Raw genomic sequence first — 26,541 nt, 5'->3', positions numbered from 1 at the left:
GGGCGCGAGGGGAGTAGTTTGACCATCCGTGGGAAAGAGCAAGCGCAACAGTCCTAAGCCCGGAGGGAACCGGGCCCAGCGTCTCGCCGAGCGCAAGGCCGCGCTGGAGCAGGCGACGCAGTCGGTCACACGTCCGTTCGAGGGCTTGGCCGCGGAATGCGATCTGGTCGCGCTACGCGAGTTCGTGCCGTCGGCGACCGCGACGCTGAAGTTGGCGCCCGAGGTGGCCGCCGAGCGTCCGGTGGTGCTGGCGACGGTGCTGCCCGGCGCGGTGGCCGCGCTGGTCCGTGCCGGTGACGAGCCGAGCGGCTACGTGGGCGCCCAGGTCCAGTACCAGGGCGACGACCCGGCGGCCGATATCGCCGCCGCGATCCTGTGGACCCAGTCGGCCGAAGCCGGTGACTCGTTGCAGGCGGCGCAGAGCGTCGCGGGCGGACCGCGACTTGCCGACGTCATCGATCCCGGCGCCGACCTCGAACTGACCGTCCACCAGGACTTCGACTGGTGGGTGCCCGAAGGGGTGCAGCCCGATCCGCAGGTCGCCGCGACCATCGAACAGGCGAAACAGGCGATCATGCCGTCCGCGCGTCTGGATCTCGGCGCGGACGCGATCGGAGCGCCGTGGTGGGTCGACGCGGGCGAGAAGGCGCATGTGCGCTGGGTGCGTCCCGAGAACGAGGACGACCTGATGCTGGCGCTGGCCCGATTGCACGCCTCGGGCGGGCTGCACATGGGTGAGGGTTCCCGGTTCGCGGGTTCGTTCCGCACGCACGGTCTGCTCGTTCCGGTATTCGATCTGGATCCGGAGCGGTACGCGAACGAATGGATCGGCGCGGCAAAGGAATTCGGCGCACGACTGGCAGCCGCGGTGGCTGTCGACGCTCCGCTCTCGGCCGAAGAGCGCAGGTCGCGCGATGGGTTGCGGTCGCGTCAGGTCACACTGCGCTGATTCGACGCCACTCGCTCGAGCGATTTTCTGAAGAAAAGTTATTTCCGATGTCCACCCGGTTAATAGGGAAACCTAACCGAACACATGAGGAAGTAGGGAAATCATGGAAGCGATCGTCGTGCTGCTCACCGGTCTGATCGACACCCTGCGCAGCTTGTAATCGGACGTAGGCGAAACAAAAGGTAGCCGTGGCGCGAGCCGCGGCTACCTTTTTTCGTGGTAAAGGAGATCAGATACTGCCGCCGGCAGTAGACGGGGCACCTGACGCATCGGCTGGTCCACTCATTTCGCGGCGGATGAAGTCCTCGAGATCGAACAGGTTCGACCCGGCACGATCGGTGACGTTGAGCAGGGTGGTCATATTCGCGACCTCCTCGACCTGCTCCTTCAAGAACCACTGCATGAACTGTTCGCCGAGGTAGTCGCCCTCTTCGCGGGCCGTGCTCGCGAGCCGGACGATCTGATCGGTGACGTTCTTCTCCTGGGCCAGCGCCAAGGCGATCGCTTCGCGGACATTCTCGAACTGCGACTTCGCGGAGTCGACACCGGACAGCTCGACGCTGATGTCCCGGTCGAGGAAGTACTGCACGATCATCAGGGCGTGATTACGTTCTTCCACGGCCTGCTTGTAGAAGCGCTTGGCCAGCACCGGCAGATCCGCATTGTCGAACCACACCGCCATGGCGATGTATTGATGTTCGGCATTGAATTCGTGCCGGATCTGGTCGTGCAGCAGACCATGGAATTTGCTCTGTGGTGATTCCGGATGGCTGGACATGACACAGAGATTATCGCTGGTCAGCGCGCGTGTCATCCAAGTACACCCTTATTGAGGCTAGTGTTGCCTAATTATTTTTGGGCCGCTCCCGCCATTTTCGGAGCCGCTCCGTCGTTCCGGTTGCGGAATGGCTCACGACGGAGGAAGTCCTCCACGTCGAACAGGTCGCCGTCGGCGCGATCGATCACGGCCAGCAGCCGGGTCATACCGGCGACATTCTCCAATTGCTCTTTCAGGAACCATTGGGTGAACCCTTCGCCCAGGTAGTCGCCGGATTCACGGGCCGCGCGGGTGAGGTCGGTGATATCGCCCGTCGACGTTCGCTCCACCTCGAGCAGGAACGCGACCGCGGCGCGCGGCGAGTCGAAATCCTCCCGCACCGCGCCGATGCTGCCGACCCGGACGGTCACATCGCGGTCGAGCAGGTACTGGATCATGCGCAGCGCGTGTCCGCGATGTTCGTGGGACAGGTCATAGCATTGCGCGCCCAATCGGGGCAGCCGTTGGGAATCGAAGTAGACCGCGGCGGCCAGATACTGCTGGGCCACGGTGAGACCCTGCCGTATCCGGTCGCGCAACAGGACGTCGAAGGACACATCGGTGTCGGCCATATCTCGACGCTACCGCGTCAGCAACGCCTCCGGGACCGGTTGATCGGTGGCGAGCGCGTCGAAGAACTGACTCGCCTTCGACTTGTCCCACACCACGACATTGCCGCTGTCGGTGTCCTCGAACCCGCCGATCGGCACCGTGGTCGCGACGGTATCACCGCGCAGCGACCAGCCGAGCTTCCCGAGATCCCACAGGTGATCGCCCTCGTCCACCTTCAGTGAGCCGACCGTATCGGTCGCCAATGGCCACAGTTTGAACGGATTCGCCAGGGTGGCACCCGAAGTGGCCTTCTTCAACAGGGCCGCCATGAACAACCGCTGATTGTTCATGCGGTCGATATCGGCGAGCGCGGTAGCGCGGCTGCGCACGAATCCGAGAGCGGTGGGGCCGTCGAGTTTCTGGCATCCGGGTTGCAGGTCGATACCCGCGAGCGGATCGTCGATCGCCATCGGCACGCAGACGTCGATTCCGCCGAGCGAGTCGACGATCCCGGCGAATCCGGCGAATCCGATCTGCGCGTAGTGATCGACCCGCAGGCCGGTCGCGATCTCGACGGTCTGCACGAGCAGTTGCGGACCGCCGAATGCGAAGGCGGCGTTCAGTTTGTCCTTGCCGTGGCCCGGAATGGAGACGTAGGAGTCACGCGGCAGGCTGATGAGCGTGGTGTCACCGGATTTCGGGATGTGCACCAGCATGATCGTGTCGGTGCGCTCGGGCCCGACCTCGCCGCCGGTGGCGAGTTCCTGTTCCTGTTCCGAGGAGAGCCCGCCGCGTCCGTCCGAACCGACGAGCAGCCAGTTGGTTCCGGGCGTGTCGCCGACCCGATCCGTGTAGCCCGCGAGCGCGTCGATGCGAACGAGTTTGCCGTCGAGATGGAAGATCCCGCCGATCGCGGCGAGCACCAGCACCAGCAGGAATACCAGGAACCACCGGAACGGATGACGTTTGCGGCGTCGACGCGGCGGCTGGGGTGCCCGGCCGTGCGCGCTCGGCGGCGGTCCGGACGGTGGCGGCTGGTCGTTGCGCCGGGACTGCGGTCGCTGGGGCGGCGGCGCGTTCCGGCCGCGCGGCGCGGGTTCGTTGAACGGCTCCGGCCGCTGGGTCGGCGCGTGGGTCCGCCGGTTCGGGCGCGGGGGAGGCGCGGTGCGCCGGATGATCGGTTCGGCGGGCGGCTGGGAGTAGGCAAGCGGCTGTTCCACGGCGTCGCGGTGCAGCCGTTTGGTCGGCTCGATATGCGACGGCACCGGTCCGCGACCCTGTTGCGGGGGCGGTGGCCGGTGCGGCTGCTGCGGGGGACGCTGTCGCGGGGGCTGCGGGCGCTGCGCCGGGTCGCCGCCGCGTGCCGGTGGTGGCGGCGGAACCCCGCGTCTGCGGTCCTTGAACTGGGGGTCGTCGCCGTTCATCGTTCCGACTCTACTGATCGTGGATCGCTGGGTGGTGGTGTCGTGAGCGGCGCTTCATCCGCCTCCGAGCACTCGTCGGCGGCCGGATTCGGTACACACGTTCTCTCGATAATCCCGGATTCGACCGCTGTCGTTACGGCAACCAGGAAACGTGACCTCGTAGCAACGTATAGCCGATGTAGGCCACCGCATCGATGGTCGCATGCGCGAGTACGAGCGGCCACAGTCGGTTGGTGCGCTGCCAGAATCTCCCGAAGATCAAGCCCATCACCAGATTTCCGAGCCCACCGCCGACGCCCTGGTAGAGGTGGTAGCTGCCGCGGAGCAGCGCCGAGGCGAACAGCGAGGAGTTCTCCGACCAGCCGAGCCTTCGTAGCCGGGTGATCAGGTACGCCACCACGAGAACTTCCTCGGCCACCGAATTCGCGCAGGCGGAAAGGATCAGCGCCGGTAGTCGCCACCAGTGGTCGCCGAGCGAGCTGGGGACGATCGTCACACTCACCCCCATGCTGTGCGCTATCAGATACAGCGCGAGCCCCGGAACCCCGATCACCGCCGCGAGCGCCAGTCCCGGCAGCACATCCCGCCGCACCCCGATCCTGGCCAACCCGATCAGGCGCGGCCCGATCCCACTGCGCCACAGCAGATACAACCCGAGTGCCGCCCAGCCGGTCAGCCGCAACACCCCGAGCAGTTGGAACAGCAGGTCGAGCAACGACGCCGTGGAACGCGACGCATTGAGCGCGACCGTCCGCCCCCCGACCCCTTCCGGCGACAGCGCACTGTCGATCAGCGACAGCGCCGCGTTCAGCCCACTCAGCCCGAAGGTGATGGACAACACAATCGCGACCTCGACCTTGATCGCGAACCGTTCCCGATCCCCCGACACGGATTCGGCCCATTCGCCCTTCGACTCAGCGCTCACCCGACCGAATCTATTGCCCACACCACCCATAGACCGTGCGCCGCACCCGATAAGACGTCCGAGCCCCAGCTGCCCCCGTCTCAGCGGACTCCCTCGACCCGTCGGACTCGTTCATGACGCCCCACGTCGACCGCCGAGCGCGGAGTCTCGGACAACGACCAGCGCGGCAACGGCAGGCGCGTTTTTCGTGCGCGGTCCCACTCCGACTTCCTCGAAGATCTGCCGTAATCGCGACCCTCCGAACCAGCCCCACCACAACCGAGCCACACCAAGTACCCCATCAGACGATTCCCCACCCACCCAACCCCGCCCGGCGCGAGCCTTACGAGCGCCCCGGTTCGCGGCCGTCTCGCGTCCGAGCGGTCGAAGCGCATGCGACGCAGTCGCGAGTCTCGACCGCTCGGACGCGAGACAAAGGGGCCGCGAACCCCGCGGCCCCGGCCGCTAGAGTCGCCGCAGCCCGTTGAGGAAGGGGCAGCCCGCCAGTGTGCGGACGGCGCGGCTCAAGGCCTCGATATCGTCGGCGGGGGCGCTGAAGGTGAGGCGGAAATCGTGGTCGCCGTCGTGGCCTTCGACGCGCAGTGTGATGCCGTAGCGGTCGATGGCGAGCGGGTAGACGGCTCCGGTCTGGAGTTTCGGCGGCAGGTGGCGGGCGAGTTGGGTGACGAGGTCGCCGTGGTCGGATTCCATGTGTTGCAGCCATGCCGATTCGACCGTGCAGAACGGGTCGGGTTGGGCCAGCCGCAGTTGGTCGACGCAGACCGATTCGGCGCCGGTGGCGTCGGCCATGACGGCGGAGCCGATCACCAGTCGTAGCAGTGTCGCTGTGTGTCCGACGTCGAGCAGTGCCGGGTCGGGGTGGTCCTTGGCGACTTCGGAGGCCAGCGCGCGTTGTGCGGGGACGGGTACGGCGCGGACCACGCCGCGTAGCCAGACCAGCGCGCGTACGGGTTCGCGCAGTGGCAGTGGGGCGTGGTCGGTGAGTTCGAGGACGGCGGCCGCGCCGCCGGGGCTGGAGTTGCCGATCAGTACCGCCGCGGTGGATCCGGACGGGACGGCGATCACGACGTCGCCGCACTGGCGCAGGTAGTGCACGGAGGTCGGTGTGGGGTCGATGCCGGGTAGTGCCAGCACCGCCTGCTCGGCGTGGGCGCACGCGTTGCGCACTCGCTCGGCAGTGGTCGGTGTGACGGTCTGGTTCGGCATGCGGACCTCCGAATGATGGACGTTCGAGAACGGCGAAGAAGAATTAGGTAAACCTAAGCTAAGTCACCGGGTGAGGTTCCGCAAGCGTTCGCACCGAACGGATTTCGGAGGATCCCCCGGTGCGGGCACGGAAGGACGATGGAGGTGCCGCCGCGCCGTGCGCGGCACGCTACCGTTGACCCCGTGGTGAACGGCGCGCAAACGGGTCATGGTTCCGAGGCCGAACCCGTGCTCATCTCGCTGACCGCGCCCGCGCGGCGCAGTCTGGTACGGGGTCTGGTGTGCGACACGGGTTCCGGTGCGCAGACCGGAGTTCCGCGCCTGTCGGCGGATCGTCCCGACGCCGAGATCGCGGATTTCCTCGCGGGCATCGTCCATACCGACACGGGGTTCGTGGCACGCACCGATTCCGGAGAACGTGCCCTGGCCATCATCGCGGCGACCGTGGCCGCGCTGTGCGGCGAGGACATCCGCCTCGCCCTGGCCCGTCCCGATATCGCGTTCCTGACCGCGTTGAAACCACCCGCGGTCGAGGCGCTGCGCGGGGTGCTGCTCGCCATCGAGACCGAGGCCGCCGAGGCGGTGATCGGGGCGCTGACCGTGCTGGACGTCGGTTGACCGCGATTTCCGGGCATCCACTCGCCACGCGCCCACCGGTCGCGCCAGTAATCTCGTAGTTGTGCCCCGAATCGCGTACTTCGGACCGTCAGGAACGTTCACCGAGATGGCGCTCGCCCAGTTCGAATCGGCGGGTGTCTTCGACGCGCCCGTGGAACGGGTGGCCGCGCCGAGTCAGGGCGGCGCGCTCGACCTGATCCGATCCGGAACCGTCGAGGGCGCGGTGGTCCCGATCGAGAGTTCGGTCGAGGGTTCCATCTCGGCCACGCTGGACTCGCTGGCGATCGGGCCGCGATTGCAGATCGTCGCCGAGACAGAACTCGAGGTCAGTTTCACCATCCTGGCCGGGACCGGCACCACGCTCGCCGATGTGCGGCTGCTGGCCGCGTATCCGGTCGCGGGCGCGCAGGTTCGCGACTGGGTTTCCCGGCACCTGCCGGATGCGCAGATGTTCACCTCGGCGTCCAACGCGGCCGCGGCCGAAGATGTGGTCGCCGAACGCGCCGACGCGGCCGTGTCGACCGCCCTCGCGGGTGAACGGCTCGGTCTCACGGCCCTGGCCTCCGGTGTCGCCGATCACGACCAGGCGATCACGCGTTTCGTCCTGGTCACCCGCCCGAGGGTGGCGCCCCCGGCGACCGGCGCCGACCGGACCTCGATCGTGCTCGAGCTCACCAACGAGCCGGGTTCGCTCATGCGCGCGTTCGCCGAATTCGCGACCAGGGGGATCGACCTGACCAGAATCGAATCCCGTCCGACCCGCACGGGGATGGGAACCTATCGCTTCTACCTGGACTGTGTGGGACATATCGACGACACCGCGGTGGCCGAGGCGCTCAAGGCGCTGCACCGAACAGCGGGCAGGATCCGATACCTCGGTTCCTGGCCGGCGACCTCGGCCACCGGTACACCGCCGCCGTCGGACGAAGCGGGCGCGGAATGGCTGATCCAATTGCGAAAGGGGGTGGCGGATCTGTGAGTGGCAAGTTGATTCTGGTCCGGCACGGCGAAACCGAGGGAAATGTCGCCAAGATTCTCGACACCAGGGTGCCGGGGCTCCCGTTGACCGAACGTGGTGCGGCACAGGCGAAGACCTTCGGTTCGTCGCTGCTCGCGCCGCCGGTTGCCCTGTTCTCCTCGGCGGCGCTGCGCGCCAGACAAACCGCGGGCTATATCGAAGCCACCACCGGCGTGGCGGCGTCGGTCCTCGACGGCGTGTACGAAGTGCAGGTCGGCGATATGGAGGGCCGCGGCGACGTGGAGGCGCACGAGATCTTCCAGCGGATCTACCGGTCCTGGCACGACGGCGACCTGGCGCAGCGCGCTCCCGGCGGCGAGTCCGGTCACGAGGTGCTCGCGCGGTTCCTGCCCGTGATCGAGAACGTGCGCGCGGAGTACCTCGCCGGTGCGGACGTGGGTGACGTCGTGCTCGTCACCCACGGCGCGGCAATGCGATTGGTTGCCCGCAGTGTCGCGGGTGTCACCCCGCCGTTCACCACGAACAACCATCTGGACAACACCGAGACCATCGAATTGTCCCCACGGGTCGACGGTGGCTGGGAATGCCTGCGGTGGGGCCGATTCGTCCCGCCGTTCACCTTCGAGGTGGCACCCACCCCCGACGACCCGATGGGCTGACGTTCAGACGGATTTCGCCTTGTCGGTCGGGAAATCCGCTCGCTCGGGCAGGGAGTCGATCAGGTCGAGCAGGGCTTGGCGCAGACGGGCGTTCGTGCCGCTGCTGATCGACGACCATTTGGTGCCGTCGTCGGCGACGCTGGCGGTGATGATGAACCGTCCGCCCCTGGTGTTGAAGACGGCGATGTGATTGTCGGCGATATCGCGGGTGCCGTCGCCGTACACCACGCCGGAGATCTGCACGTGCGAACGGATCTCGACCAGTGCCGAGGCGAGAACCTGTGCGTCACGCGCGGGGTTGCCGACCTTCGCGAGCCGGTTCGCGGTGGCCGCGCTGTCCCCGGTGTCCTCGAAAATCGGTGCGAGCATATCGGTTCGAGCGTTCATCCCGGTCAGTTCGAGTGGTTCGGCGGCACCGAGGGCCGCGATCATCGGACCGGGCAGATCTTCCTGGACCTCGTCGATGGCATACGAATCGGGCCCGCGGAGGGCGACGATAACCAGGTCGTCGCCCTTCGCGAGACACATCCGACTCACCTGTCCCTCGACGACGAGCCGCAGCGCCAGCACCCAGTGCGGGCGGTTGAGCGTCCGCAGGCGGTCTTCGAGTTCCTGATGTACCGCACCGTCGATCAGTAATTCCCGATCGACGAGCGACTGGGCGGCCGCTTTCATCGCTACGTCGTGGTCGTTCCGATTGTCGTATCGACCCACCGCCTGGAGCACGACGGGCATCTCGTCGGTCTGCAATTCCTCCATGAGGAACTGCATCTCGTCGAGCGACAACATGACGCCACCGAGCATCGATGGGCCGCGGCCCTCACCCAGAATCGTCACTGAGCCGTCCCGGAGGCGCCGATCACGCCGTCCGCCACGGAGCGGCCGTCGTTGAACAGGTCGTCGTTGAGGTAATCGGCGGACTTGTGTTCGTTCTCCTCGTCGCGCTCGCTCCTGGCGTTGCCGAGCAGCGGGCTACCCGACGACGTGGCCGTACGCACCGGCGTCGCGTCGACGCGGGTGACAGTCGTCTCGCCGATCGGGGCCGACGCGGGCGTCGAGCCGATCGAGCCGCCCGAACCCCAGCCCTCGGGCAGTTTGAGCGAGCCGCTGTGCAGGTTGACCGAAACCCCCGATCCCGCGGACGCGGACCGGGTCGACGCCTCGCCGGACGGCGAGCCGAAGGAACCGAGTCCGCCGACCAGCGGCGCCGACGGGGCCGGGGCGCCGGGGGACACGGCGTTGCCGACCGCGGCGATCGCGTTCGCGCCGAGATTTCCCACGGTGCCGACGCCACCGCTGGCGACCGAGCCCGCGACATTGGCGACCTGGGTGGCCGCGTTGGCGAGAGCCGGGTTGTTGACGGCGGACAGCGCCGCGCCGACGGCGGCCTGGACCGGATCGTTGCCGAAGGCGGAGTCGGGCGATTGCGCCGCGTCGGCGGTGCCCGCGCCGTTGGCGATCGGCGGCGGTGTGGAGAATTCGCCGGGCGTCGCGACCATCGCGCTGGTCTGGGCCTCGTAGACCTCCATCACCATCGCGGCGCGGAAATCCATCGCGTTCTTGGCTATTTCGGCCGCTTCGAACGTGCCCGACACCGCGCCGGCCGGATTCGCGGACGCGACGACGGCGCCGTTGGTCGCGACGATCTCCGGAAGACTCGGCATGGCGATCGAGGCGACGGTGTACGCGGTGGCGTTGGCCGCGGCCTTCGCCCCCATGGCCGCGGCCATCACGCCCTGCTGCTCGGACCATCCGGTGAAGCCGACGAGCCGCGACAGCGCGGCGATACCGTTGACACCCTGCATGCCGATGCCGAGTTCGGCCATGACGCGGGTCGTCGTCGCGGTCGCGTCGACCCATGCCGCGGTGAGCCCGCCCCACGCGGTCGCGGCGGCCGAGATCGGGATCGCGTGCGCTCCCGTGTTCAGGGCCGTGGAATTCCATTCGGCCATGCGGGGCAACCAGAAAACCCCGGTGATTCCTGCGGTCATGTACTTGTCTCCCCTTGTGTTTGTGCTCGGCGGTCGTGGTCGTTGTGGTCGCCGTGAGATGGCGACCTACACCGACCTACGCGCCGATCGTTCCGGCGATCCCGTTCATGACACCCGACTTGAGGGTGTCGTCGGCGACGTGCGTGGCCAACTGCATCCGCAGGGTCGCGGCCGCGTGGTGCAGTTCCAGCTGGGCGGCCGCGATGGCCGTGTCGTGGGTGCCCGCGGCCCTGTTGAGGTGGTTCGCGGCGAGCCACGACACCTCCTCGGAACCGGAGGGGATGACATGTGTCGCCGGTGCGGTGAGCGCGGCGGCGACCCCCAGCCGCTCGGCCAGCAGATCGAGCTCGGCGGCGGCGGCGAGAACGACTTCGGGTGAGATGTTTACCAGGCCAACCATGACTCGACTCCTTCTAGTGGCGGCTATGGGGCGGAACCACGAGAATTCCCCCTTCGAGTGATAGGACGCGACAGCTACGCGATCGGTTCCATCGAATCCCCTTATTTCCTTGCGATCTTGCCCAGCCGCGGGCGAACTCGCAAGACCGGCCACGCGTCGACCGCGGTCGACGGGTGCCGCCGCGCCGGGCACGGCTCAGGAAATCCGCTCACGACCGATCGCGGATCAGCCCCACCCCAGCTGGTGCAGACGCTCCTCGGGAATGCCGAAATAGTGTGCGATCTCGTGGATCACGGTGATCGCGACCTCTTCGACCACCTGATGATCGTCGTCGCAGATCTCCAGGATCGCGTCGCGGTAGATGGTCACCGTGTCGGGAAGCGCTCCGCCGTAATGACTGTCGCGTTCGGTCAGCGCGATCCCGTGGTACAGCCCGAGCAGATGCGGGTCGTCCGGGTCACGCGGTTCCACCAGGACGACCACGTTGTCGATGGCCCTGGTGAACTCCGGCGGGATCAGGTCGAGCGCGTCGCCGACCAGTTCCTCGAACCGCTTCTCGGACATGGAAACCGGCATGTCTACCTGGGTTGCGGTTGTGGCGGCAACGGCGCGGCCCCCGGCAGCGGCGTGGGTGTGGAGCGTCCGGAATTCGGGGGCGGCACCGGCGCCTGACCGTTGATCAGGATCTCGCCCCTTGCCGAACCGATGATCGGCGCGAAACCCTCGCGGTCGGTGCCCTTGCCGATCATGCAGTCGAGTTTGCGGCTGCCCGCCAGCCAACTGCGCGCGTCCAGATAATCGAAGAACAGCGTCAACGTCTTGTTGCGGACCGCGTCCGGCGAACCGAGATAGTCGGTCACCGCCCGCGTGCACTCCTCTTCGACGAAACGATCCTGTTCCTCCTTGGCGGGCGGGCCGCCGGGGAAGCGGGCCGCCAGGTCGACGGTGGAGATGATCTCCACCGCGTGCGCCTGGGCGCAATCGACCGGATCGGTCGGCAGATTCTGGTTGATGCCCAGGCAGGTGCCCGGCTCGAACACCTTGGACTGATCGTGGTCGGTCGCACTGCCCGACGCGGCGAGCGGGGTGCCGGAGCTGCCCGAGTACTGCACACCGCAGCGCAGCGTGCGGTCCCCGTGCTTCCAGCCGTCCGGGCTCGGATACATCAGGCCGACGACGTATTTCCCGCGCGGGTCGAAACGCCCGCCCATGTACTGCTGGACCGAGGGGACGCAGTGCTCCTCTTTCAACTCGGTCAGTCGCAGCGAATCCGGGAACCGGGAGCCGGGGCCGAATTCCACACCCGGGTACTTGCTCATATCGATATCGGCGGCCACCTCGAACAGGTGCTTGTTCGAGCAGGCGACCTTCACCAGATCGGAACGATCCGGCTTGGACCAGCTCAGGCAGTCGCCGCGGGCCGCCGTGCCGAATTCCTTGTCGAGGACCGACTGGACGGGCGCACCGGGATTGTGCGCCTCCAGCCCCTTCTCGTTGTCGAATCCGGTGACGAAGAGCCCGACCAGGGACGCGAGCACCGCGCCGACGGCGACGGCGAGCAGCACCCAGCGCAGCTTCGACGCCGACAGGTGTCTGACCGACTGGCGGTCGATGATCAGTGACTGCGGGAACGACTCGCCACGCGGCGAGTCGCCCGAAGACGGCACGGGCATCTGCGGATCCTGGGGCTCATCGTCGGAGGACATCGCGGTCCATCATGGCAGTGTCTGTGCCCCGGTGCCACGACCTGGTGTGATCCGGCCCGTCGCCCGGTATGCCCCGTCACCCACGGAACGCGGACAGGAACAGGCCGGGCAGTCGGACGGGTTCGGATCCCGCGTAGAACTCGGTCAGCTTGCGTCCGGTCCGCGCGGCGGTGGTGTTGGTGACGAACCACGGCGGTTTGGGCGAGAGCGCGAGCTCTCCCGCGAACAGGGAGCGCGGAGCGGGCCGGAACGGACCGCGCACCACGGTGCGTTCCACGTCGTCGAGCAGGAAGGCGTTGTGCACGACACCGATTCCGCTCTGCACGTCATCGATGGTGTGGCCGGGGAAAGCGCCCCACGCCGCGCGAGGGGTCAGGAAGGCCAGTCCGGTCCACGCGTTCACCGCGATGGTGCCGTAGCGCAGCCGCTCGAGCGCTCGGTCGAAGGCGATGCCGAGTCTGGCGATCGTGGTGGGGTCGGCGATGATGTTCGCCCCGAGCGTGCCGGTCAGCTCGGTATTCGCGAAGTCGACCGCGCGGGCGAGGAAATCGCCGCCCGAATACGGGAGTTCGACGACACCGAGTACGGGGGAGAAGTACTCGGTGCGCAGCAGTGGGGTTCGCGTGCGCGGCAGATCCGCGACCAGCACCCGGCCCTGCCCGAGCCGTTCGGCGTCCGGATACGCGGCGAGCGCGTCGGCGACCCGGCCGTCGCTGCCCGGATAGTAGGCGGCGCGCTGGGGCGCCAGTTCGAGCGCGGTGCGCAGTTCGTCGAGGAATCTGCGCTTCTGCGGCCAGTCCCGCGCGATCACGACGGCCTGTGTCGCGACGCAGTTGTAGCCGTTGTTGTGCAGGCGCTGGGTGGCGACGTGTTCGGCCTGGAAGCGCAGATCGGCCTCGGACCAGTCGCCGGGTAGCACGATGGTCGGGGAGACGCCGCCGAGTTCGCTCGTGATGGGTGTGCGCAGCAGCGGCTCGCCGCTCTTCCTGCGCTTCTCGCCGTCGGCGCCGCGACCCCACACGATCGCGTCGTGGGTCTGCGCGCTGCCGGTCATGTGGACGTGCGCGATACCGGGGTGTCCGACCAGGTAGCCGCCGGCTTCCGCGCCGCCGAGCAGGATACGCAGCACGCCGAGTTCGAGCAGCGGCGCGAAGATCATCTCGAACACCGTGAACAGCGGATCGGTGACCGGATTCAGTTTGAGCGCGACCACCCGGTTGTGCGCGAACAGCTCGTACAGCGCGTCCAGCGGCGGAATCGAGGTGATGTTGCCCGCGCCGAGTACCGCGCCGACACCGCCGGTCGCGGTGGGATCGAGCTGGGCGAGCCCGGCTCTGCGGCGAGCGGTGTCGGCGTCGACGCCCGGACGCAGCCAGACCTCGCCGCGGAAGCCGCTGAGCAGTAACCGGTCGTAGAAGTCGAGCGGCAGGATCGGCACGGCGACCCGGTCGCCCGGCGCGCTGCCGAGGGATATGCCGTCGATCGGACTTCGACCCTTGTCGAGCGCGGACACGGTCGCGGAGAGGGCGGCGGTGGCCTGCAACAACGCGAGCGGACCCGACATCCACTCCTCGCCGACCAGGGGTGATCCCGCGTCCAGACCCTTGATGGTCCTGGCCGCGCGCACCCAGTCCTCGGCGAAACGGGCAGTCCGCCGATGGATCAGGTCGAGCAGTTCGCCGCGCTTGCCGAGCGAGGTCTGCGCCCACGCTTTCTCGCGCGCCGCGAGATCCGCCACGGCGTCGTCGATGGTGGTTTCGTCGAAAGTCGTGCCCACAGGCCCACTATGCGCGCTCCGCGAGGTCGGCGACCCCGGTACCACCGATATCGGCGTGAAACCGCGATGCCGCGCCCACTAGGCTGATCACCCATGATCGACCTCCGACTCCTGCGGGAAGACCCCGAAGCGGTCCGCGCCTCGCAGCGCGCCCGCGGTGAAGACCCGGCCCTCGTCGATGCCCTGCTCGAGGCCGACGCGTCGCGCCGTGCGGCCGTGGCCGCGGCGGACAATCTGCGTGCCGAGCACAAGTCCATGGGCAAGCTGGTCGGCAAGGCGTCCAAGGAGGAACGTCCGGCCCTGCTCGCGCAAGCGCAGGAGATGTCGGTCAAGGTCAAGGAAGCCGAGGTCGCACAGAGCACGGCGGACGCCGACCTGGACGCCGCGCACCGCGCCATCTCCAACGTGGTGCAGGACGGCGCGCCCGCGGGCGGCGAAGACGATTACATCGTCCTGGAAACCTTCGGTACGCCAAGGGATTTCGATTTCGAACCCAAAGACCATCTGGAACTCGGCGAGTCGCTGGGTGTCATCGATATGGAACGCGGCGCGAAGGTGTCGGGCTCGCGGTTCTACTTCCTCACCGGATACGGCGCGCTGCTCCAGCTCGGTCTGCTGCAACTGGCAGCGCAGCGCGCGGTCGCCAACGGTTTCACGATGATGATCCCGCCGGTTCTCGTGCGGCCGGAGATCATGGCGGGCACCGGATTCCTCGGACAGCATTCGGCCGAGGTCTACCACCTCGCCGACGACGATCTCTACCTCGTCGGCACCTCGGAGGTGCCGTTGGCGGGCTACCACTCGGGCGAGATCCTCGATCTGAGCGGCGGCCCCAAGAGGTACGCGGGCTGGTCGTCGTGTTTCCGGCGCGAGGCGGGCAGCTACGGCAAGGACACCAGGGGCATCATCCGGGTGCACCAGTTCGACAAGGTCGAGATGTTCGTCTACACCACACCCGACCAGGCCGACGCCGAACATCAGCGACTGCTCGGCTGGGAGCGCGAGATGCTCGCGGCCGTCGAGGTGCCTTATCGCATCATCGACGTCGCGGCGGGCGATCTCGGCAGTTCGGCGGCCCGCAAGTTCGACTGCGAGGGTTGGGTTCCCACCCAGCGGACCTACCGTGAGCTCACCTCCACCTCGAACTGCACGACCTTCCAGGCCCGTCGCCTGGCGGTCCGATACCGGGACGAGAACGGAAAACCACAGATCGCAGCCACTTTGAACGGTACGTTGGCGACCACGCGCTGGATCGTCGCGATCCTGGAGAACCATCAGCAGGCCGACGGTTCGGTGCGGGTGCCCGCCGCGCTGGTGCCCTTCGTCGGTACCGAGGTGCTGACGCCTCCCAGGTGACCGGGAGGTAAATAGCTGTCGGTTCGCCGCGTCGGATTACGGGGATGTGGCAACCGACGAGATGCGTTGTGTTTAGGCTGTTCCCCGTGCGAGGAATCGGGGCGCGCGGCGATACCCGAACCCGGGTGCGGGCGGCATCGGCGTTGGCGACGGCAATGGTCATGGCTCGGACCACCGGGGCGTTCTACGTCATGGGTGGTGTGCTCGGCCTGCTTATCACGGCCGTAGCCCCCGGAGACGAGGGTAATCGACCGCTGGTGGCGATAGCGGCAGCCGTAGCGCTGGTGCTGGGATCGACGCTGCTCGTATGGGGTCCGCGGATGCCACACGGTATCCATCACGCCTACGTCGCCATCGCGACGGTACTCATCACCGTGGCGATCCATTCGTTCCCGAACACCACCGGCGCGATCAGTCTCGCCGCCTTCTACGTCTTCGTGGCCTGTGATGCCGCGCTGTTCTTCCGCTGGTCGCAGGCGGCCGCGCATCTGGCGTTCGCGATGCTGCTCTGTCTGCTCGTCCTGCCGACCCGCGATCTGCCGTGGTGGTCGGGGCTGATTCCGGCCGGTGTCACCTTCGGCGTCGGCGTCGTGGTCGGCATTCTGACCAGGATGGCGTCGGAAGCCGATATCGACGTGCTCACCGGCCTGCTGAACCGGCGCGGGTTCGACCGGGCGCTCAATTCCGCGATCGAACTCGCCACCCGCTCCGGGCAGGGCCTCGCGCTGGTCCTGGTCGACCTCGATCGCTTCCAGAAGATCAACGACCACCTCGGACATCGCGCGGGTGACGCGGTGTTGCAACGGGTCGCCGACACCTGGGCGAAACTGCTCACCCCCGATCAGCGACTCGCCCGCTACGGCGGTGACGCGTTCGCGCTGCTGCTGCCCAACACCACCGAACAGGCCGCGATCCTGCTCACCGAGCAGCTGCGCGCCGCGGTCACCACCGGTTGTTCCGCCGGAGTCACTTCCTGGCAGCCGGGTGAGTCCGGTTCGCTGCTGGTGAGCCGTGCCGATGTCGGGCTCTACCGGGCCAAGCAGGCCGGACGCAATCGCACCGTGCTCGAATCCTCCCGGCAGCTGCCGCTCGCGGTGGAACTGCGCGAGGCCATCGACACCGGCGCGCTCGACGTGCACTACCAGCCGATCGTCAGCCTGACCGAAGGCGGCGGCAAGGCCGTCGGCGTCGAGGCGCTGCTGCGGTGGTCATCGAGCGCGCAGCCGGATGTCACCACGGAGGGGCTCATCCGCGTCGCCGAGGAATACGACCTGATCTCGGATCTGGACGAACTCGTGCTGCGCCGCGCCTGCGCCGACGCCGCGCGACTACAGGACACGTTCGCCCAGCTCGATCTGACTCTCGGATAATCGCTTGACGTTGTCCGCGCGGCGGCCCAAGCTCGGTACATGCGTCTGCTCTTCTACGGCTGTTGATCCGCCGATGCCTTGACGGCCCTGCTGAAGGGTCGAAGCCACGGCGTACGTGGCCTCACCGTGCGCGCGATCCTATTCCGGGGTTCGCGTGATCTCATACCGCTCTACGCGCTCTACGCGCTGCTGTTCGCCGACCACGGGCTGAGCACCGCGCAGATCTCGCTGCTGCTGGCGATGTGGTCGCTGACGGCGTTCGTCCTGGAGGTGCCGTCGGGCGCGTGGGCCGACACGGTGTCGCGCCGCGCCATGCTGATACTCGCCGCGTTGTTGATGTGCACCGGATTCACGGTGTGGACCGTCGCACCGGGTTTCCTCGGTTTCGCGGTGGGTTTCGTGGTCTGGGGTATCGCGGGCGCGCTGGAGTCCGGCACCTTCGAGGCGCTGGTCTACGACGAGTTGACCGCCGCGGGCGCGTCGTCCGCCTACCCCCGGATCATGGGATACACCAGGGCCGCTCAGGAATCGGCGGTGGTGCTCGCCATCCTCGCCGCGGCCCCGCTGTACGCCTGGGGCGGGTATCCGCTGGTCGGCTGGGCAAGCGTCGCGGTGGCCGGGCTGCACTGCCTGACCGCCCTGACCCTGCCGAGCGCGCCCAAGGCGGTGTCGGCGGCCGATATCGAAGCACTCGATGACGACGCGCCGCCCGTTCCTTCGCTGCCCGGCGGGGTCGTGGCGGCGGGCGCACCCGGAATCGGTGGTCGCGAGCCCCGTGTCTTCACGCGGTATCGGTCGATGTTGCGCGCCGGAATCGGCGAATCGATGCGGGTGCGCCACGTCCGCAACGGCGTCCTGCTCGGCGCGCTGATCTACGGTGTGACCGCCTACGACGAGTATTTCGCCCTGCTCGCGCAGACGGCGGGCGTGTCGACCGCGATCGTGCCGTTGTTCGTCGGCGTCACGGTGGCCGGTTCGCTCACCGGTTCACTGCTGGCAGGGCGGACGGAGTCGATGCCGGGCCGGACCATGGCGGTCGCGCTGGTGATCGGCGGTGTGTTGTTCATCGGCGGCGCGCTGGCCGCCGGAGTCGCGGCGCGGCACCCCTCGGCGGTCTATCCGCTGGCGGGCGCGGGTTTCGTCGCCATCGGCATCGCCTACGGAATCGTCTTCAACGCCGAAGTGGTCGCCGAGGCCCGATTGCAGGATGCCATCGAAGGTCCGGCCCGAGCCACCGTCACCTCCGTATCCGGTTTGCTCTCGGAGGTGGTGGCCCTGGCCGTCTTCGGATTCGTCGCGCTGGCCACGCTGTGGCTGTCCCTGTCGACGACGGTCGCCCTGCTCGGCGTCGTGATGCTGTTCACCGCGCTGGTGACGCCGGCCTGGCTCCCGCGTCGCGGCGGGCGGGTATAGGCCGCCGGAGTCAGCACCGGAGCCGCGGTCGCGGTCATTCGAATGCGGGTGGTCCACCCGATGACGCCGGGTTGCGCCGACCTGATGGCACCACCTCGTACTCGGCGTGCGGTTCGGACGATGGTCGGTGCGTCGCGCCGCCGCGACGGCACTACTCGTGTCCGGCGTGCGGTTCGGACGATGGTCGGTGCGTCGCGCCGCCGCGACGGCACTACTCGTATCCTGCGTGCGGTTCGGACGACGGTGGGTGTGGGTCGCGCCGCACCTTCCGCACGTCCCGAGCCGGGATCTCGGCGGCCCGGTACCGTGCGTTGGTGGATGCGCGGCGCATATCGGGTTTGGTCTGCGGTTTCTGCATCGGCGCCGGTGTCGCGGTGCAGGGACGGATCAACGGTGCGCTCGGGGCTCGCCTGCACGATGGAATCGCCGCCGCCACCATCAGTTTCGGGTCGGGACTGCTGGTTCTGCTCGTCGCCTTCGCGCTGAGTGGACGGTTGCGGGCGGCGATGGGCCGGGTGCGCGGCGCGCTCGCCGCGGGGACGCTGCGTCCGTGGCAGGTGCTCGGTGGACTGTGCGGCGCGCTGTTCGTCGCCTGTCAGGGACTCACGGTCGCAGCGATCGGCGTCACTGCGTTCACCGTCGCCGCTGTCGCGGGACAGCTGCTGAGCAGTCTGGTGGTGGATCGGCTCGGAATCGGCCCGAGTGGACGAACGCCCGTCACCGCGCCCCGCCTGGTCGGCGCGGCCGTGGCGATAGGCGCGGTACTGATCGCGGGCGCGGGACGTTCGCACGAGACCTCGGGTGCACTCGCCCTGCCGGACTCCCTTCGCGGACTGCCCGTCGGGCTGCTGATCGCGCTGCCCGCGCTCGCGGGTGTCGGCCTGGCCTGGCAGCAGGCGGTCAACGGCCGTGTCGGCGAGGTCGGCGGTCCGTTCGCCGCGACACTCACCAATTTCGCCGTCGGGATCGTTGCCCTCCTCGCACTGGAGTCAGTGCTGCTGACGACCTCGGGTCGCGGTTTCGATCCGCCGACCGAACCGTGGCTCTACCTCGGTGGTCTGATCGGCGTCGCCTTCATCGCCCTCGCGGCGTTGGTGGTGCGCTGGATCGGGGTGCTGCTGCTCGGCCTCACCTCGGTCGCCGGACAACTCGCCGCCGCGCTCGTGCTCGACCTGCTCACTCCGACCTCGGCGGGCATCTCGGTGCCGACGGCGCTCGGTTGCGCCCTGACCCTCGTCGCGGTCGTGATCGCGGGCAGCCGCCGGGTGCCCGCCGCTGCCTGAGCGACGCGCGCCGGGGACTCCCGTTCTCCCGGAATAGCAGTTCAGGCGGCCTTCGGTATGTAAGGGTGCGGCTCATGCTGATCGAATACGGGGTGTGGGTTTCGCGGCTGTTGGTCGGTGTGGTCTTCGGACTCTCGGCATGGGGAAAGGCGGTGGATCGGGTCGGAACACGCACGGCCGTCACCGATTTCGGGGTGCCGATGCGGTGGGCGCCCGCGGTGGCGACGGCACTGCCCCTCGTGGAGGCGACCGTCGCCGTCGCGGTGCTGCCACCGTGGACGGCGGTCGCCGCGTCGGTGACGGCGCTACTGCTGCTCGTGGTGTTCACGGGTGCGGTGGCACGGCTGCTGCGCGCCGGCGAGCATCCGTCCTGTTCGTGTTTCGGGGCGTTGAGTCCGACTCCGATCGGCCGGATGACGCTGGTGCGCAACGGGGTTCTGCTGGCGCTGGTGCTGCTGGTCCTGGTCGGTTCGATCGCGCGGCCAGGGGTGCCCGCCGGACTGCCCGCCCAGGACGTGGTCGGACTCGCGATCCTCGCGGTGCTCGCCGCGGTGCTGACGTGGCTGGTCGGCGCGGTCGCGGGCCTGCGCAGGCGCCTGGATCAGCAGGCGCTGTCGACGCTCGGGGCGGAAGGTCTTCCCGTCGGCGCCGTCGCCCCGGAATTCGAACTGCTCGATCCGGCGGGGGAGCGGACGAGCCTGGAATCGCTGCTGGCGCGGCGCGCGCATATCCTGCTCGTCTTCGTGCATCCGGGCTGCGAGATGTGCGCGGCCCTGGCGCGCGAACTGCCGCGCTGGCAGGCGCGCGCGCGTGACGCGCTGTCGATCGTGGTGCTTGGCAACGGCGATGCTGCCGAGCAGGCGGCCTGGGGTGTGGAACAGGGTCTCGGTGAGATACCGGCGCTGGTTCAGCAGGGAAACGAGGTCGCGCTCCGGTACCGGGTCCGCGGTACACCGTCAGGCGTCCTGATCGACGGCGAGGGAAGGGTCGCCGCGCCCGTTGCACGCGGTGCTATCGCGGTACGTGAATTGATCTCGTCGGTCAAACCGTCACGACGGTCGCGAATTGTCGAGCACAGCGGAAGCCGCACGCGCACTCTCGGCTGATCGGCCTTCGTATCGCCGGTTGTGCGGGTCGAAACCAACCATTTTTCCAATTATCTTGTAGGGCAGCGATTTCCATGCGGAAATCATCGATGTATACCTCGGCTGCCCTTATGCTCATCGGGCATCGATGCTCGTTCCATGACCACCGAATGATCGACACCGAATGATCTACCCACCGAATCTTCGAAGGGGAATTCATGGCGGACTTCGCATTCACCGACTACTCGGGCAAAGAATTCATCATCCGGCTGAACAACGAGCAACGTATCGCCGAAGCGCGTCGCATCCTGTCCGGCGAGGAAACCATGTCGGTCCACGTCATGGGCCGTCTGCGCAAGCAGATGGTGGACTACAACCCGGGCTGGAATTTCCACCTCGACCCGGACACGATCACCTTCTTCACCATGGCGATCGAAGTCTGCGACTCGAGCATCACCTACGTCGAAGACCACCTCGACGAGGCCTGTGGCGCGTTCCTGCCCGGATGCTTCTGGTGTCCGTGGTCCTCGCGCCTGACCAGGGAGATCACCGCCTGATTCGCGAGAACACCGCATGATTCGCGAGAACACCGCATGATCCGCACATCGAGAACTCCTTCGGCCAGGGCCCGGCCGAAGGAGGGCGGACCTACGGCACGAGTTTGCGCGAGCGGAGTTCGTTGCCCTTGGAGGATTTGCAGCGACCCGATTCCAGATCCCACTGCCAGCCGTGCAGATTGCAGGTGAGCGTATTTCCCTCGACCACACCGAACTTGGATAGGTCCGCCTTCAGGTGCGGGCACCGCCGCTGGATCTCCCAGCCCGCCAATTCGGTCGACGCGGAATCGTCGTGCGCCTCGGAGAACCAGCCGTCGGCGTAGGCGATCCGCTCGTCGGTCAGACATTTGAAGAAGGTGTAGAGGAATTCGTTGTAGCCGCCGACACGCCACGCCTGGAAGCGGGTCGACAGGAATACGGTATTCACCCAGTCGGGCTCGTTGTTGTGCAGAACGGTGCGCACCAGTTCGGGCGCGATCCGGAAACCGTAGCGGTACTTGCCCTCACCCTCGATCGGCGCGCGCACCACCCGCGCGGGGAAGTCGAGGACGACGGTCTCCGCGCCGATGACCAGGCCGACCGGGTAGCCGATGCCGTCGCAGATGAGATCGGACTGCGCCATGATCGGCTCGAACAGATCGCGCAGCGGTTCGAGCAGCGAGCCGTCGCCGGTGATCCACGCCGCCTTCTCCGCTTCGAGGACCGGTGCCAGACGGTGCGCCATCTTCTCGATGTACTCGGCCTTGTTGTCGTAGATCAGGCCGGGGTCGAACGGGTGGGTGAGTTCGAGTTCCGCGCCACGGACGTCGGCGACCGAACCCGGAATCATCATGATTCCGCCCTCGTTGCCGTGAATGCGCATCTGCTCCAGGAATACCGCCTGGTCGGGGAAGATGTTGCCCTCGTCGCCGCGATCGTCGTTGAGGTAGCGCAATTCGTCATCGAGGAAGACCGGGGGACCGGCCGACGGCACCACCCAGGTAGCCCCGACCTGCTCGATATAACTGCGGGCCCGGTCCATTCCGCGCTGACGCTTCTGCTTGCCGAAATTGGATTTCGTCCTGGCAGGGATGTCGTAGACCATCGGATACCAGATGGCGCCGGAGTACTGCAGCAGGTGGATGTCGATATGGCCGAACGCGTCGTGCAGGCCGTCCATATCCACCGGGCGCGCGTCGTTCATGTTGAAACAGGTGGTCTCGCCGTCGGACACGACGATTCCGGAGTCACCGATCGGACCGTCGGCGGGCGCGCGCAGCGCGATGATCATGATATCGATATCGCCGCCGGGGCCGCTGACGGTGTGTTTGACCGAGTTATCGGTCTCGAAGAACCGGTGGAAGCCGAGCTTCTCCAATTCCCGCCGCAGGTCCGGCACGGGATAGTCCGGCAGCAGGACCGTCGCGTCCTTGTTGACGTGATCGACGAGATGTTTCGCGTCGAAATGGTCGCGATGTAGGTGGGAGACATAGAGGAAATCGCAATCGCCCAGCTCGTCCCAGTCGAGCTGGGTGTTGTCGGGGAAGGGGAACCACGACCCGAAGTACGCGGGATTGACCCAGGGATCGCAGAGGATCGACCCGGCCGCGGTGCGGATGTGGAAGCCTGCGTGTCCGACGCTGGTGATCTGCACGAGCTGTTTTCCTCCTGACCGTTACCAGCCATCAAGGGTAGTGCCCCGCGTGGAAACGCAGGCCGCCGCCTCCGGGCGGGCTACGGCGAGATATCTCCGATGCAGTAGCCGTCCGGACCCTGGGCCAAGGTGAACGTTCGGGTCTTGGTTGTTCCGGTCGAATCGGTGACCGGCACGTCGACGGTGATGTACTCGGCACCGAGTTGGTCGGAGCTGATTTCCTGACCGTCGAATTCGGTGACCCCGGTGAGCCTACCCGGGTTGTTCGCCAGCGGCGCGCGGGTCGGCGACCCGGTGTCCTGCGGATCCCATGTCGCGGCGGCGGCCTTGCAGACCAGCGGGTAGTCGCCCTCTTTGTCGGCCGCGTCGAGCGGCTCGCCCACGAATCGCGCGAGATAGCGGCGCACCGTATGTCTGGCATCGGCGTCGTTGTAGCCGATTTCGGTGCCCGCCGGAAACACCCGGGGGCAGGCGTATCCGGTGTGGATGAGATCGCGTTCGACGGTGACGGTGGTGGCGCGGCTCTTCCAGGTGATGGTGTCCGCGCTGACGGTGCCCGGCTGGGCGAGTGCGGTCAGGATCGTCTGTTTGCTCTGGTACATCCCGGTGACGTTGGCCGGAGCCATATTCCAGCATTTGGCCTGGAGTTCGGTGCTCGTGGCGGTCTGGAGGTCGGCCGCCCAGCGGCGTACGGCGACCGCGGCGTCGGGCAGGCCGGGCACCGCGCCGACCGGCGGGGCGTCCTCGGGCGGCGGCGGCAGCGCGACGGTGGTCGGGGCCTGCGTCGTCGGAACCGCGGCCGACGGCGTGCTGATCGCCTCGGTGCGCACCGGGGCCGGATCGTCGACGGGGATACCGGAGACCGAATCACACGCGGTCAGCACGAGCGCGGTCACCGCGACGCCGCCGATCACCGTCATCCGTGCGAGGACGGATAATCCGCCGGGGCCACATCGCGCGGTTCGGTCGTGCTCACGCGATAGCGGTCGGGCGCGTTCCACTTCGACGATCCTCTTTCGTTGAATACCGGGGTCGAAGACATTCCCGTTTCCGGTCCGCGGCGACGCCTCTGCCGGAGGGGGACGGTCTGCGACTACGCTAGCGGAATTGTGGAACCCGTATACCGCACGATCATCGGGCTGGCCCGGACCGTCTTCTTCGCCGAAGGCCTGAAGTTCACCGTTGTGGGTGATGAACATATCCCCGCCTCGGGTGGTGCCGTGCTCGCGGTCAACCACACCGGGTACATGGACTTCACCTACGCCGGTCTGCCGGTCCGCACCCCCAAGCGCTATATCCGTTTCATGGCCAAGAAGGAGGTGTTCGACAACTCCGTCTCCGGCCCGATCATGCGGGCGCTCAAGCATATTCCGGTCGACCGTGGCGCGGGCGCCGATTCCTACAAGGCCGCGGTGGATTACCTGCGACGCGGCGAGTTGGTCGGGGTGTACCCGGAGGCGACGATCAGCCGCAGTTTCGAGATCAAGGAATTCAAGTCGGGTGCGGCCCGCATGGCGATCGAGGCCGACGTGCCCATCATCCCGATCGTGATCTGGGGTGCGCAGCGGGTGTGGACCAAGGGCTTCCCGAAGCGACTGGGCCGCACCAATACTCCGATCTCCATCGCGGTGGGCGCGCCGATTCCGCCGGACGAACCCGCCGCCGAGCTCACCGCGCGATTGCGCGTCACCATGCAGGGGCTGCTCGCCGACCTCCAGAAGGACTACACGCACGAGCCGGGCGCCTACTGGGTGCCCGCTCGCCTCGGCGGTAGCGCGCCGACGCTGGAAGAGGCCGACGCCATGGACGCCGCCGAGGCCGCGGAACGGGCAGCGGCGAAGGCCGCCCGCGAGGATCGGGAGTAGGCGCCGCCCGGTCGCGGGGTGTTCGCGCACGTCGTCGGCGCCGGCAGCTCGCCACGGAAGAATCCAGTCGGCGCCACCCCCATCAACGCCTTGAAATCCGCCGCCATATGGGATTGGTCGTAATAGCCGCTGTCGGCGGCGATCTGCGCCAGTGGAGTGCCCGCGACCCGGGTGATGACGTGGCGGACACGTCCGATGCGGGCGAAGAGTTTGGGGGAGACCCCGATCTCGGCGGTGAACAGATTGCGCAGTTGACGTTCGCTGACCGACAACTCGGCGGCCGACGCGTGGACCGGGGTCGAACCGGACAGCGCCGCGGTCGCCGCGCGCAGCAGACCGCGTTTGGCGGCGACGGCACGGTCCTCGGAGATCCGCTCGGGCAGTTCGGCCGCGAGGAAGGCGAAGATCTCGTCGGCGGCCAGTCCGGCGAGGTCGTCGGCGAGTTCTGCCGCGACTCCCGGCAGTTCGCCGAGGCGCAATATCCGGTCGGTCAGCTCGATCGCGGGCACCCCGAGCAACTGTCCGACCGCGCCCGGCGCGATGCGCACCCGCGTGCAACTCGCGGGCCGGTCGGCGACCGAATAGCTCGCGCGGGTCCGTGGACCGATGACGAGCGCCTCGCGACGACCGCCGGTCTCCGCGCGCAGCACGATCGTGGTCGCGGCCTGCGGTATGTGGGTGAACGAGCCGGAGAGGTCGGTGCCGGAGGGGATGCGGGCCAGTTCGGTGAACCACGGTCGCAGCGATTCCGGCGCGGCGATCGCCTGTTCGACGAGATCGTCGGCGAGTACCGGGGTCGGCGGCGCGTAGGTGGTCACCCGAACACTGTAGGCACGCCGTGACCTCGGTGTCCGTGCCGAAATTTCCTAGAGACCCCCGGAATCCGGGACCAGGCTCGTGACCATGATTCTGGTTACCGGTGCCACGGGCACCATCGGCAGTGAGATCGTCCGGCAGGCCTCGGCCCGGGAGATTCGGGTGCGCGCGGTGACACGCGACCCCGGGCGCGCGAACGTCCCGGCCGGGGTGGAGGTCGTCCGGGGCGACTACCACGATCGGGCCTCGATGGCGGCGGCCATGACCGGCGCGGACGCGGTGTTCCTGGTCGGGGTACTCGGTCCGGACGACGCGCAGGTGGACAGGGACCTCGTTCACACCGCCCGCGAGGCGGGAGTCGGCCGCGTGGTCAAGCTGTCGGCCATCGGTACCGGCGAACCCGGCCTCGGTGATTTCAGCACCTGGCACCTGCCCGGCGAGAACGCGGCGCGCGAGAGCGGGCTCGAATGGACCGTGCTGCGCCCGTCGTCGTTCGCCTCCAACACCCTGAGCTGGGTCGACCCGATCCGCGCCGGTCAGCCGGTCCCCAACCTGACGGGTGTCGGCACCCAGGGCGTCATCGACCCGCGCGATATCGCGGCTGTCGCCATCGAGGCGCTGCGGTCGCCGGACCATACCGGGCGGATCTACACGTTGACCGGGCCGGAACTGCTCGGTACCGCCGACCAGGCGGCCGCGCTGGCCGAGGTTCTCGGTCACCCGATCGAGGTCATCGATATCGAGGAGTCGGACGCACGCGCGCATATGGTCGCGGCGGGGATGACGCCGGAATACGTGGAGGGGGCGCTCGCGGGACAGGCCTACGTCCGCGCCGGGGGTAACGCGGTACTCACCGAGGATGTGCGACAGGTGCTCGGTCGGCCGCCGCGGCGATACGCGCGGTGGGCGACCGATCACGCGCACGTTTTCTCCGGTGCGGCGCGGCCCGTGCCCCGATAACCGGGGTCGTCATACGAAAGGTGCCTTGACCGGAGAGTTCTGTCACAGGGGCCGTCGTTACGCATGACCGTTCGTGGGCACGGCGGGTGCGCGCGGGCCGCCCGCCGTGCCGCCGTGCGCCCGTTCCGGTCGCGTCGGCACGGTCGGGTATGCCCGATATCGGCGTCGGGCAAACTCCTGGCCGATCGGTCCGTACGGGT

The 26,541-nt window shown here is 67.8% G+C and carries 25 protein-coding genes and 1 pseudogene; 12 read left to right on the top strand and 14 right to left on the bottom strand.

Annotation, left to right across the window (positions count from 1 at the left end; genetic code table 11):
- The first annotated feature begins 28 nt into the window (after positions 1–28).
- Positions 29–949 (top strand): DUF5926 family protein, encoded by a 921-nt coding sequence (locus DAT37_RS01975; RefSeq protein ID WP_109522895.1) that lies wholly within the window; start codon positions 29–31, stop codon positions 947–949.
- A 229-nt stretch (positions 950–1,178) separates the two neighbouring features.
- Here the strand turns inward: DAT37_RS01975 and DAT37_RS01970 are convergent, their stop codons facing one another.
- The 5 genes from DAT37_RS01970 to DAT37_RS01950 all read right to left on the bottom strand — a co-directional run bounded on the left by DAT37_RS01970 (position 1,179) and on the right by DAT37_RS01950 (position 5,873).
- Positions 1,179–1,727 carry a ferritin gene (locus DAT37_RS01970; RefSeq protein ID WP_109523229.1) on the bottom strand — a complete coding sequence of 183 codons (549 nt, stop codon included), beginning with the start codon at positions 1,725–1,727 and terminating at the stop codon, positions 1,179–1,181.
- A 71-nt stretch (positions 1,728–1,798) separates the two neighbouring features.
- The gene (locus DAT37_RS01965; RefSeq protein WP_109522894.1) at positions 1,799–2,338 is read right to left on the bottom strand and encodes a ferritin; all 540 of its coding nucleotides are present in this window, start codon (positions 2,336–2,338) and stop codon (positions 1,799–1,801) included.
- 9 nt (positions 2,339–2,347) lie between these two features.
- Complete coding sequence (locus DAT37_RS01960; protein WP_109522893.1) at positions 2,348–3,742, bottom strand: LCP family protein; 1,395 nt, start codon at positions 3,740–3,742, stop codon at positions 2,348–2,350.
- Positions 3,743–3,875: 133 nt separating this feature from the next.
- The gene (locus DAT37_RS01955; protein WP_408637360.1) at positions 3,876–4,631 is read right to left on the bottom strand and encodes a CPBP family intramembrane glutamic endopeptidase; all 756 of its coding nucleotides are present in this window, start codon (positions 4,629–4,631) and stop codon (positions 3,876–3,878) included.
- A gap of 480 nt (positions 4,632–5,111) precedes the next feature.
- The gene (locus tag DAT37_RS01950) at positions 5,112–5,873 is read right to left on the bottom strand and encodes a DUF2470 domain-containing protein (protein ID WP_109522891.1); all 762 of its coding nucleotides are present in this window, start codon (positions 5,871–5,873) and stop codon (positions 5,112–5,114) included.
- Positions 5,874–6,056: 183 nt separating this feature from the next.
- Between DAT37_RS01950 and DAT37_RS01945 the strand changes: the two genes are divergently transcribed.
- The 3 genes from DAT37_RS01945 (at position 6,057) to DAT37_RS01935 (ending at position 8,129) form a co-directional block, all read left to right on the top strand.
- On the top strand, positions 6,057–6,491 hold the full coding sequence (locus DAT37_RS01945) for a hypothetical protein (RefSeq protein WP_198654045.1): 435 nt from the start codon (positions 6,057–6,059) through the stop codon (positions 6,489–6,491).
- A 61-nt stretch (positions 6,492–6,552) separates the two neighbouring features.
- Positions 6,553–7,470 carry a prephenate dehydratase gene (pheA, locus tag DAT37_RS01940; protein ID WP_109522890.1) on the top strand — a complete coding sequence of 306 codons (918 nt, stop codon included), beginning with the start codon at positions 6,553–6,555 and terminating at the stop codon, positions 7,468–7,470.
- Positions 7,467–8,129, top strand: a complete 663-nt coding sequence (locus DAT37_RS01935) for a histidine phosphatase family protein (protein WP_109522889.1) — start codon at positions 7,467–7,469, stop codon at positions 8,127–8,129. Before pheA ends, DAT37_RS01935 begins: the two co-directional genes overlap by 4 nt.
- A gap of 3 nt (positions 8,130–8,132) precedes the next feature.
- On the opposite strand, the gene DAT37_RS01930 is transcribed toward DAT37_RS01935, so the two are convergent.
- The 6 genes from DAT37_RS01930 to DAT37_RS01905 form a co-directional block, all read right to left on the bottom strand.
- Positions 8,133–8,966, bottom strand: coding sequence for an ESX secretion-associated protein EspG (locus DAT37_RS01930; RefSeq protein ID WP_198654044.1), 834 nt, complete (start codon positions 8,964–8,966; stop codon positions 8,133–8,135).
- The gene (locus DAT37_RS01925; protein WP_109522888.1) at positions 8,963–10,120 is read right to left on the bottom strand and encodes a PPE domain-containing protein; all 1,158 of its coding nucleotides are present in this window, start codon (positions 10,118–10,120) and stop codon (positions 8,963–8,965) included. Before DAT37_RS01925 ends, DAT37_RS01930 begins: the two co-directional genes overlap by 4 nt.
- 76 nt (positions 10,121–10,196) lie before the next feature.
- Positions 10,197–10,520, bottom strand: a complete 324-nt coding sequence (locus DAT37_RS01920; RefSeq protein WP_109522887.1) for a PE domain-containing protein — start codon at positions 10,518–10,520, stop codon at positions 10,197–10,199.
- Between the two features lie 225 nt (positions 10,521–10,745).
- Positions 10,746–11,096: a metallopeptidase family protein gene (locus DAT37_RS01915; protein WP_109522886.1), complete on the bottom strand. Its 351-nt coding sequence runs from the start codon at positions 11,094–11,096 to the stop codon at positions 10,746–10,748.
- 2 nt (positions 11,097–11,098) lie between these two features.
- Positions 11,099–12,226 carry a septum formation family protein gene (locus DAT37_RS01910; RefSeq protein WP_232839442.1) on the bottom strand — a complete coding sequence of 376 codons (1,128 nt, stop codon included), beginning with the start codon at positions 12,224–12,226 and terminating at the stop codon, positions 11,099–11,101.
- A 76-nt stretch (positions 12,227–12,302) separates the two neighbouring features.
- Positions 12,303–14,003: an aldehyde dehydrogenase family protein gene (locus tag DAT37_RS01905; protein WP_109522885.1), complete on the bottom strand. Its 1,701-nt coding sequence runs from the start codon at positions 14,001–14,003 to the stop codon at positions 12,303–12,305.
- Between the two features lie 93 nt (positions 14,004–14,096).
- Here DAT37_RS01905 and serS point away from each other — a divergent pair, with 93 nt between their 5' ends.
- The 6 genes from serS to DAT37_RS01875 all read left to right on the top strand — a co-directional run bounded on the left by serS (position 14,097) and on the right by DAT37_RS01875 (position 21,067).
- Positions 14,097–15,359, top strand: a complete 1,263-nt coding sequence (gene serS / locus DAT37_RS01900) for a serine--tRNA ligase (protein ID WP_109522884.1) — start codon at positions 14,097–14,099, stop codon at positions 15,357–15,359.
- Between the two features lie 86 nt (positions 15,360–15,445).
- Positions 15,446–16,729, top strand: coding sequence for a diguanylate cyclase domain-containing protein (locus DAT37_RS01895; protein WP_232839441.1), 1,284 nt, complete (start codon positions 15,446–15,448; stop codon positions 16,727–16,729).
- 126 nt (positions 16,730–16,855) lie between these two features.
- Entirely contained in the window at positions 16,856–18,142 is a 1,287-nt protein-coding gene (locus tag DAT37_RS01890) for an MFS transporter (RefSeq protein WP_332873260.1), read from the top strand.
- 314 nt (positions 18,143–18,456) lie between these two features.
- Positions 18,457–19,425 carry a DMT family transporter gene (locus DAT37_RS01885; RefSeq protein WP_198654043.1) on the top strand — a complete coding sequence of 323 codons (969 nt, stop codon included), beginning with the start codon at positions 18,457–18,459 and terminating at the stop codon, positions 19,423–19,425.
- Positions 19,426–19,499: 74 nt separating this feature from the next.
- Entirely contained in the window at positions 19,500–20,531 is a 1,032-nt protein-coding gene (locus tag DAT37_RS01880; protein WP_109522882.1) for a MauE/DoxX family redox-associated membrane protein, read from the top strand.
- A gap of 197 nt (positions 20,532–20,728) precedes the next feature.
- Entirely contained in the window at positions 20,729–21,067 is a 339-nt protein-coding gene (locus DAT37_RS01875) for a BP74-related protein (RefSeq protein WP_109522881.1), read from the top strand.
- Positions 21,068–21,158: 91 nt separating this feature from the next.
- Here the strand turns inward: DAT37_RS01875 and DAT37_RS01870 are convergent, their stop codons facing one another.
- Positions 21,159–22,700 carry an MBL fold metallo-hydrolase gene (locus DAT37_RS01870; RefSeq protein ID WP_109522880.1) on the bottom strand — a complete coding sequence of 514 codons (1,542 nt, stop codon included), beginning with the start codon at positions 22,698–22,700 and terminating at the stop codon, positions 21,159–21,161.
- Positions 22,701–22,780: 80 nt separating this feature from the next.
- Positions 22,781–23,620, bottom strand: a complete 840-nt coding sequence (locus DAT37_RS01865; protein WP_109522879.1) for a hypothetical protein — start codon at positions 23,618–23,620, stop codon at positions 22,781–22,783.
- Positions 23,621–23,809: 189 nt separating this feature from the next.
- Between DAT37_RS01865 and DAT37_RS01860 the strand changes: the two genes are divergently transcribed.
- On the top strand, positions 23,810–24,565 hold the full coding sequence (locus DAT37_RS01860) for a lysophospholipid acyltransferase family protein (RefSeq protein ID WP_109522878.1): 756 nt from the start codon (positions 23,810–23,812) through the stop codon (positions 24,563–24,565).
- A 65-nt stretch (positions 24,566–24,630) separates the two neighbouring features.
- Here DAT37_RS01860 and DAT37_RS45230 read toward each other — a convergent pair.
- Positions 24,631–25,074: pseudogene (locus DAT37_RS45230) on the bottom strand (helix-turn-helix domain-containing protein); the annotation flags it as partial.
- A gap of 394 nt (positions 25,075–25,468) precedes the next feature.
- On the opposite strand from DAT37_RS45230, the gene DAT37_RS01850 reads away from it, so the two are divergent.
- Positions 25,469–26,341, top strand: coding sequence for an NAD(P)H-binding protein (locus DAT37_RS01850; protein ID WP_109522877.1), 873 nt, complete (start codon positions 25,469–25,471; stop codon positions 26,339–26,341).
- The last annotated feature ends 200 nt before the right edge of the window (positions 26,342–26,541 follow it).

Source organism: Nocardia aurea, from assembly GCF_003123685.1.
GTDB lineage: Bacteria > Actinomycetota > Actinomycetes > Mycobacteriales > Mycobacteriaceae > Nocardia > Nocardia aurea.
Note: the sequence above shows the minus strand (reverse complement) of the source record. Positions and strands in the feature narration are given on the sequence as shown.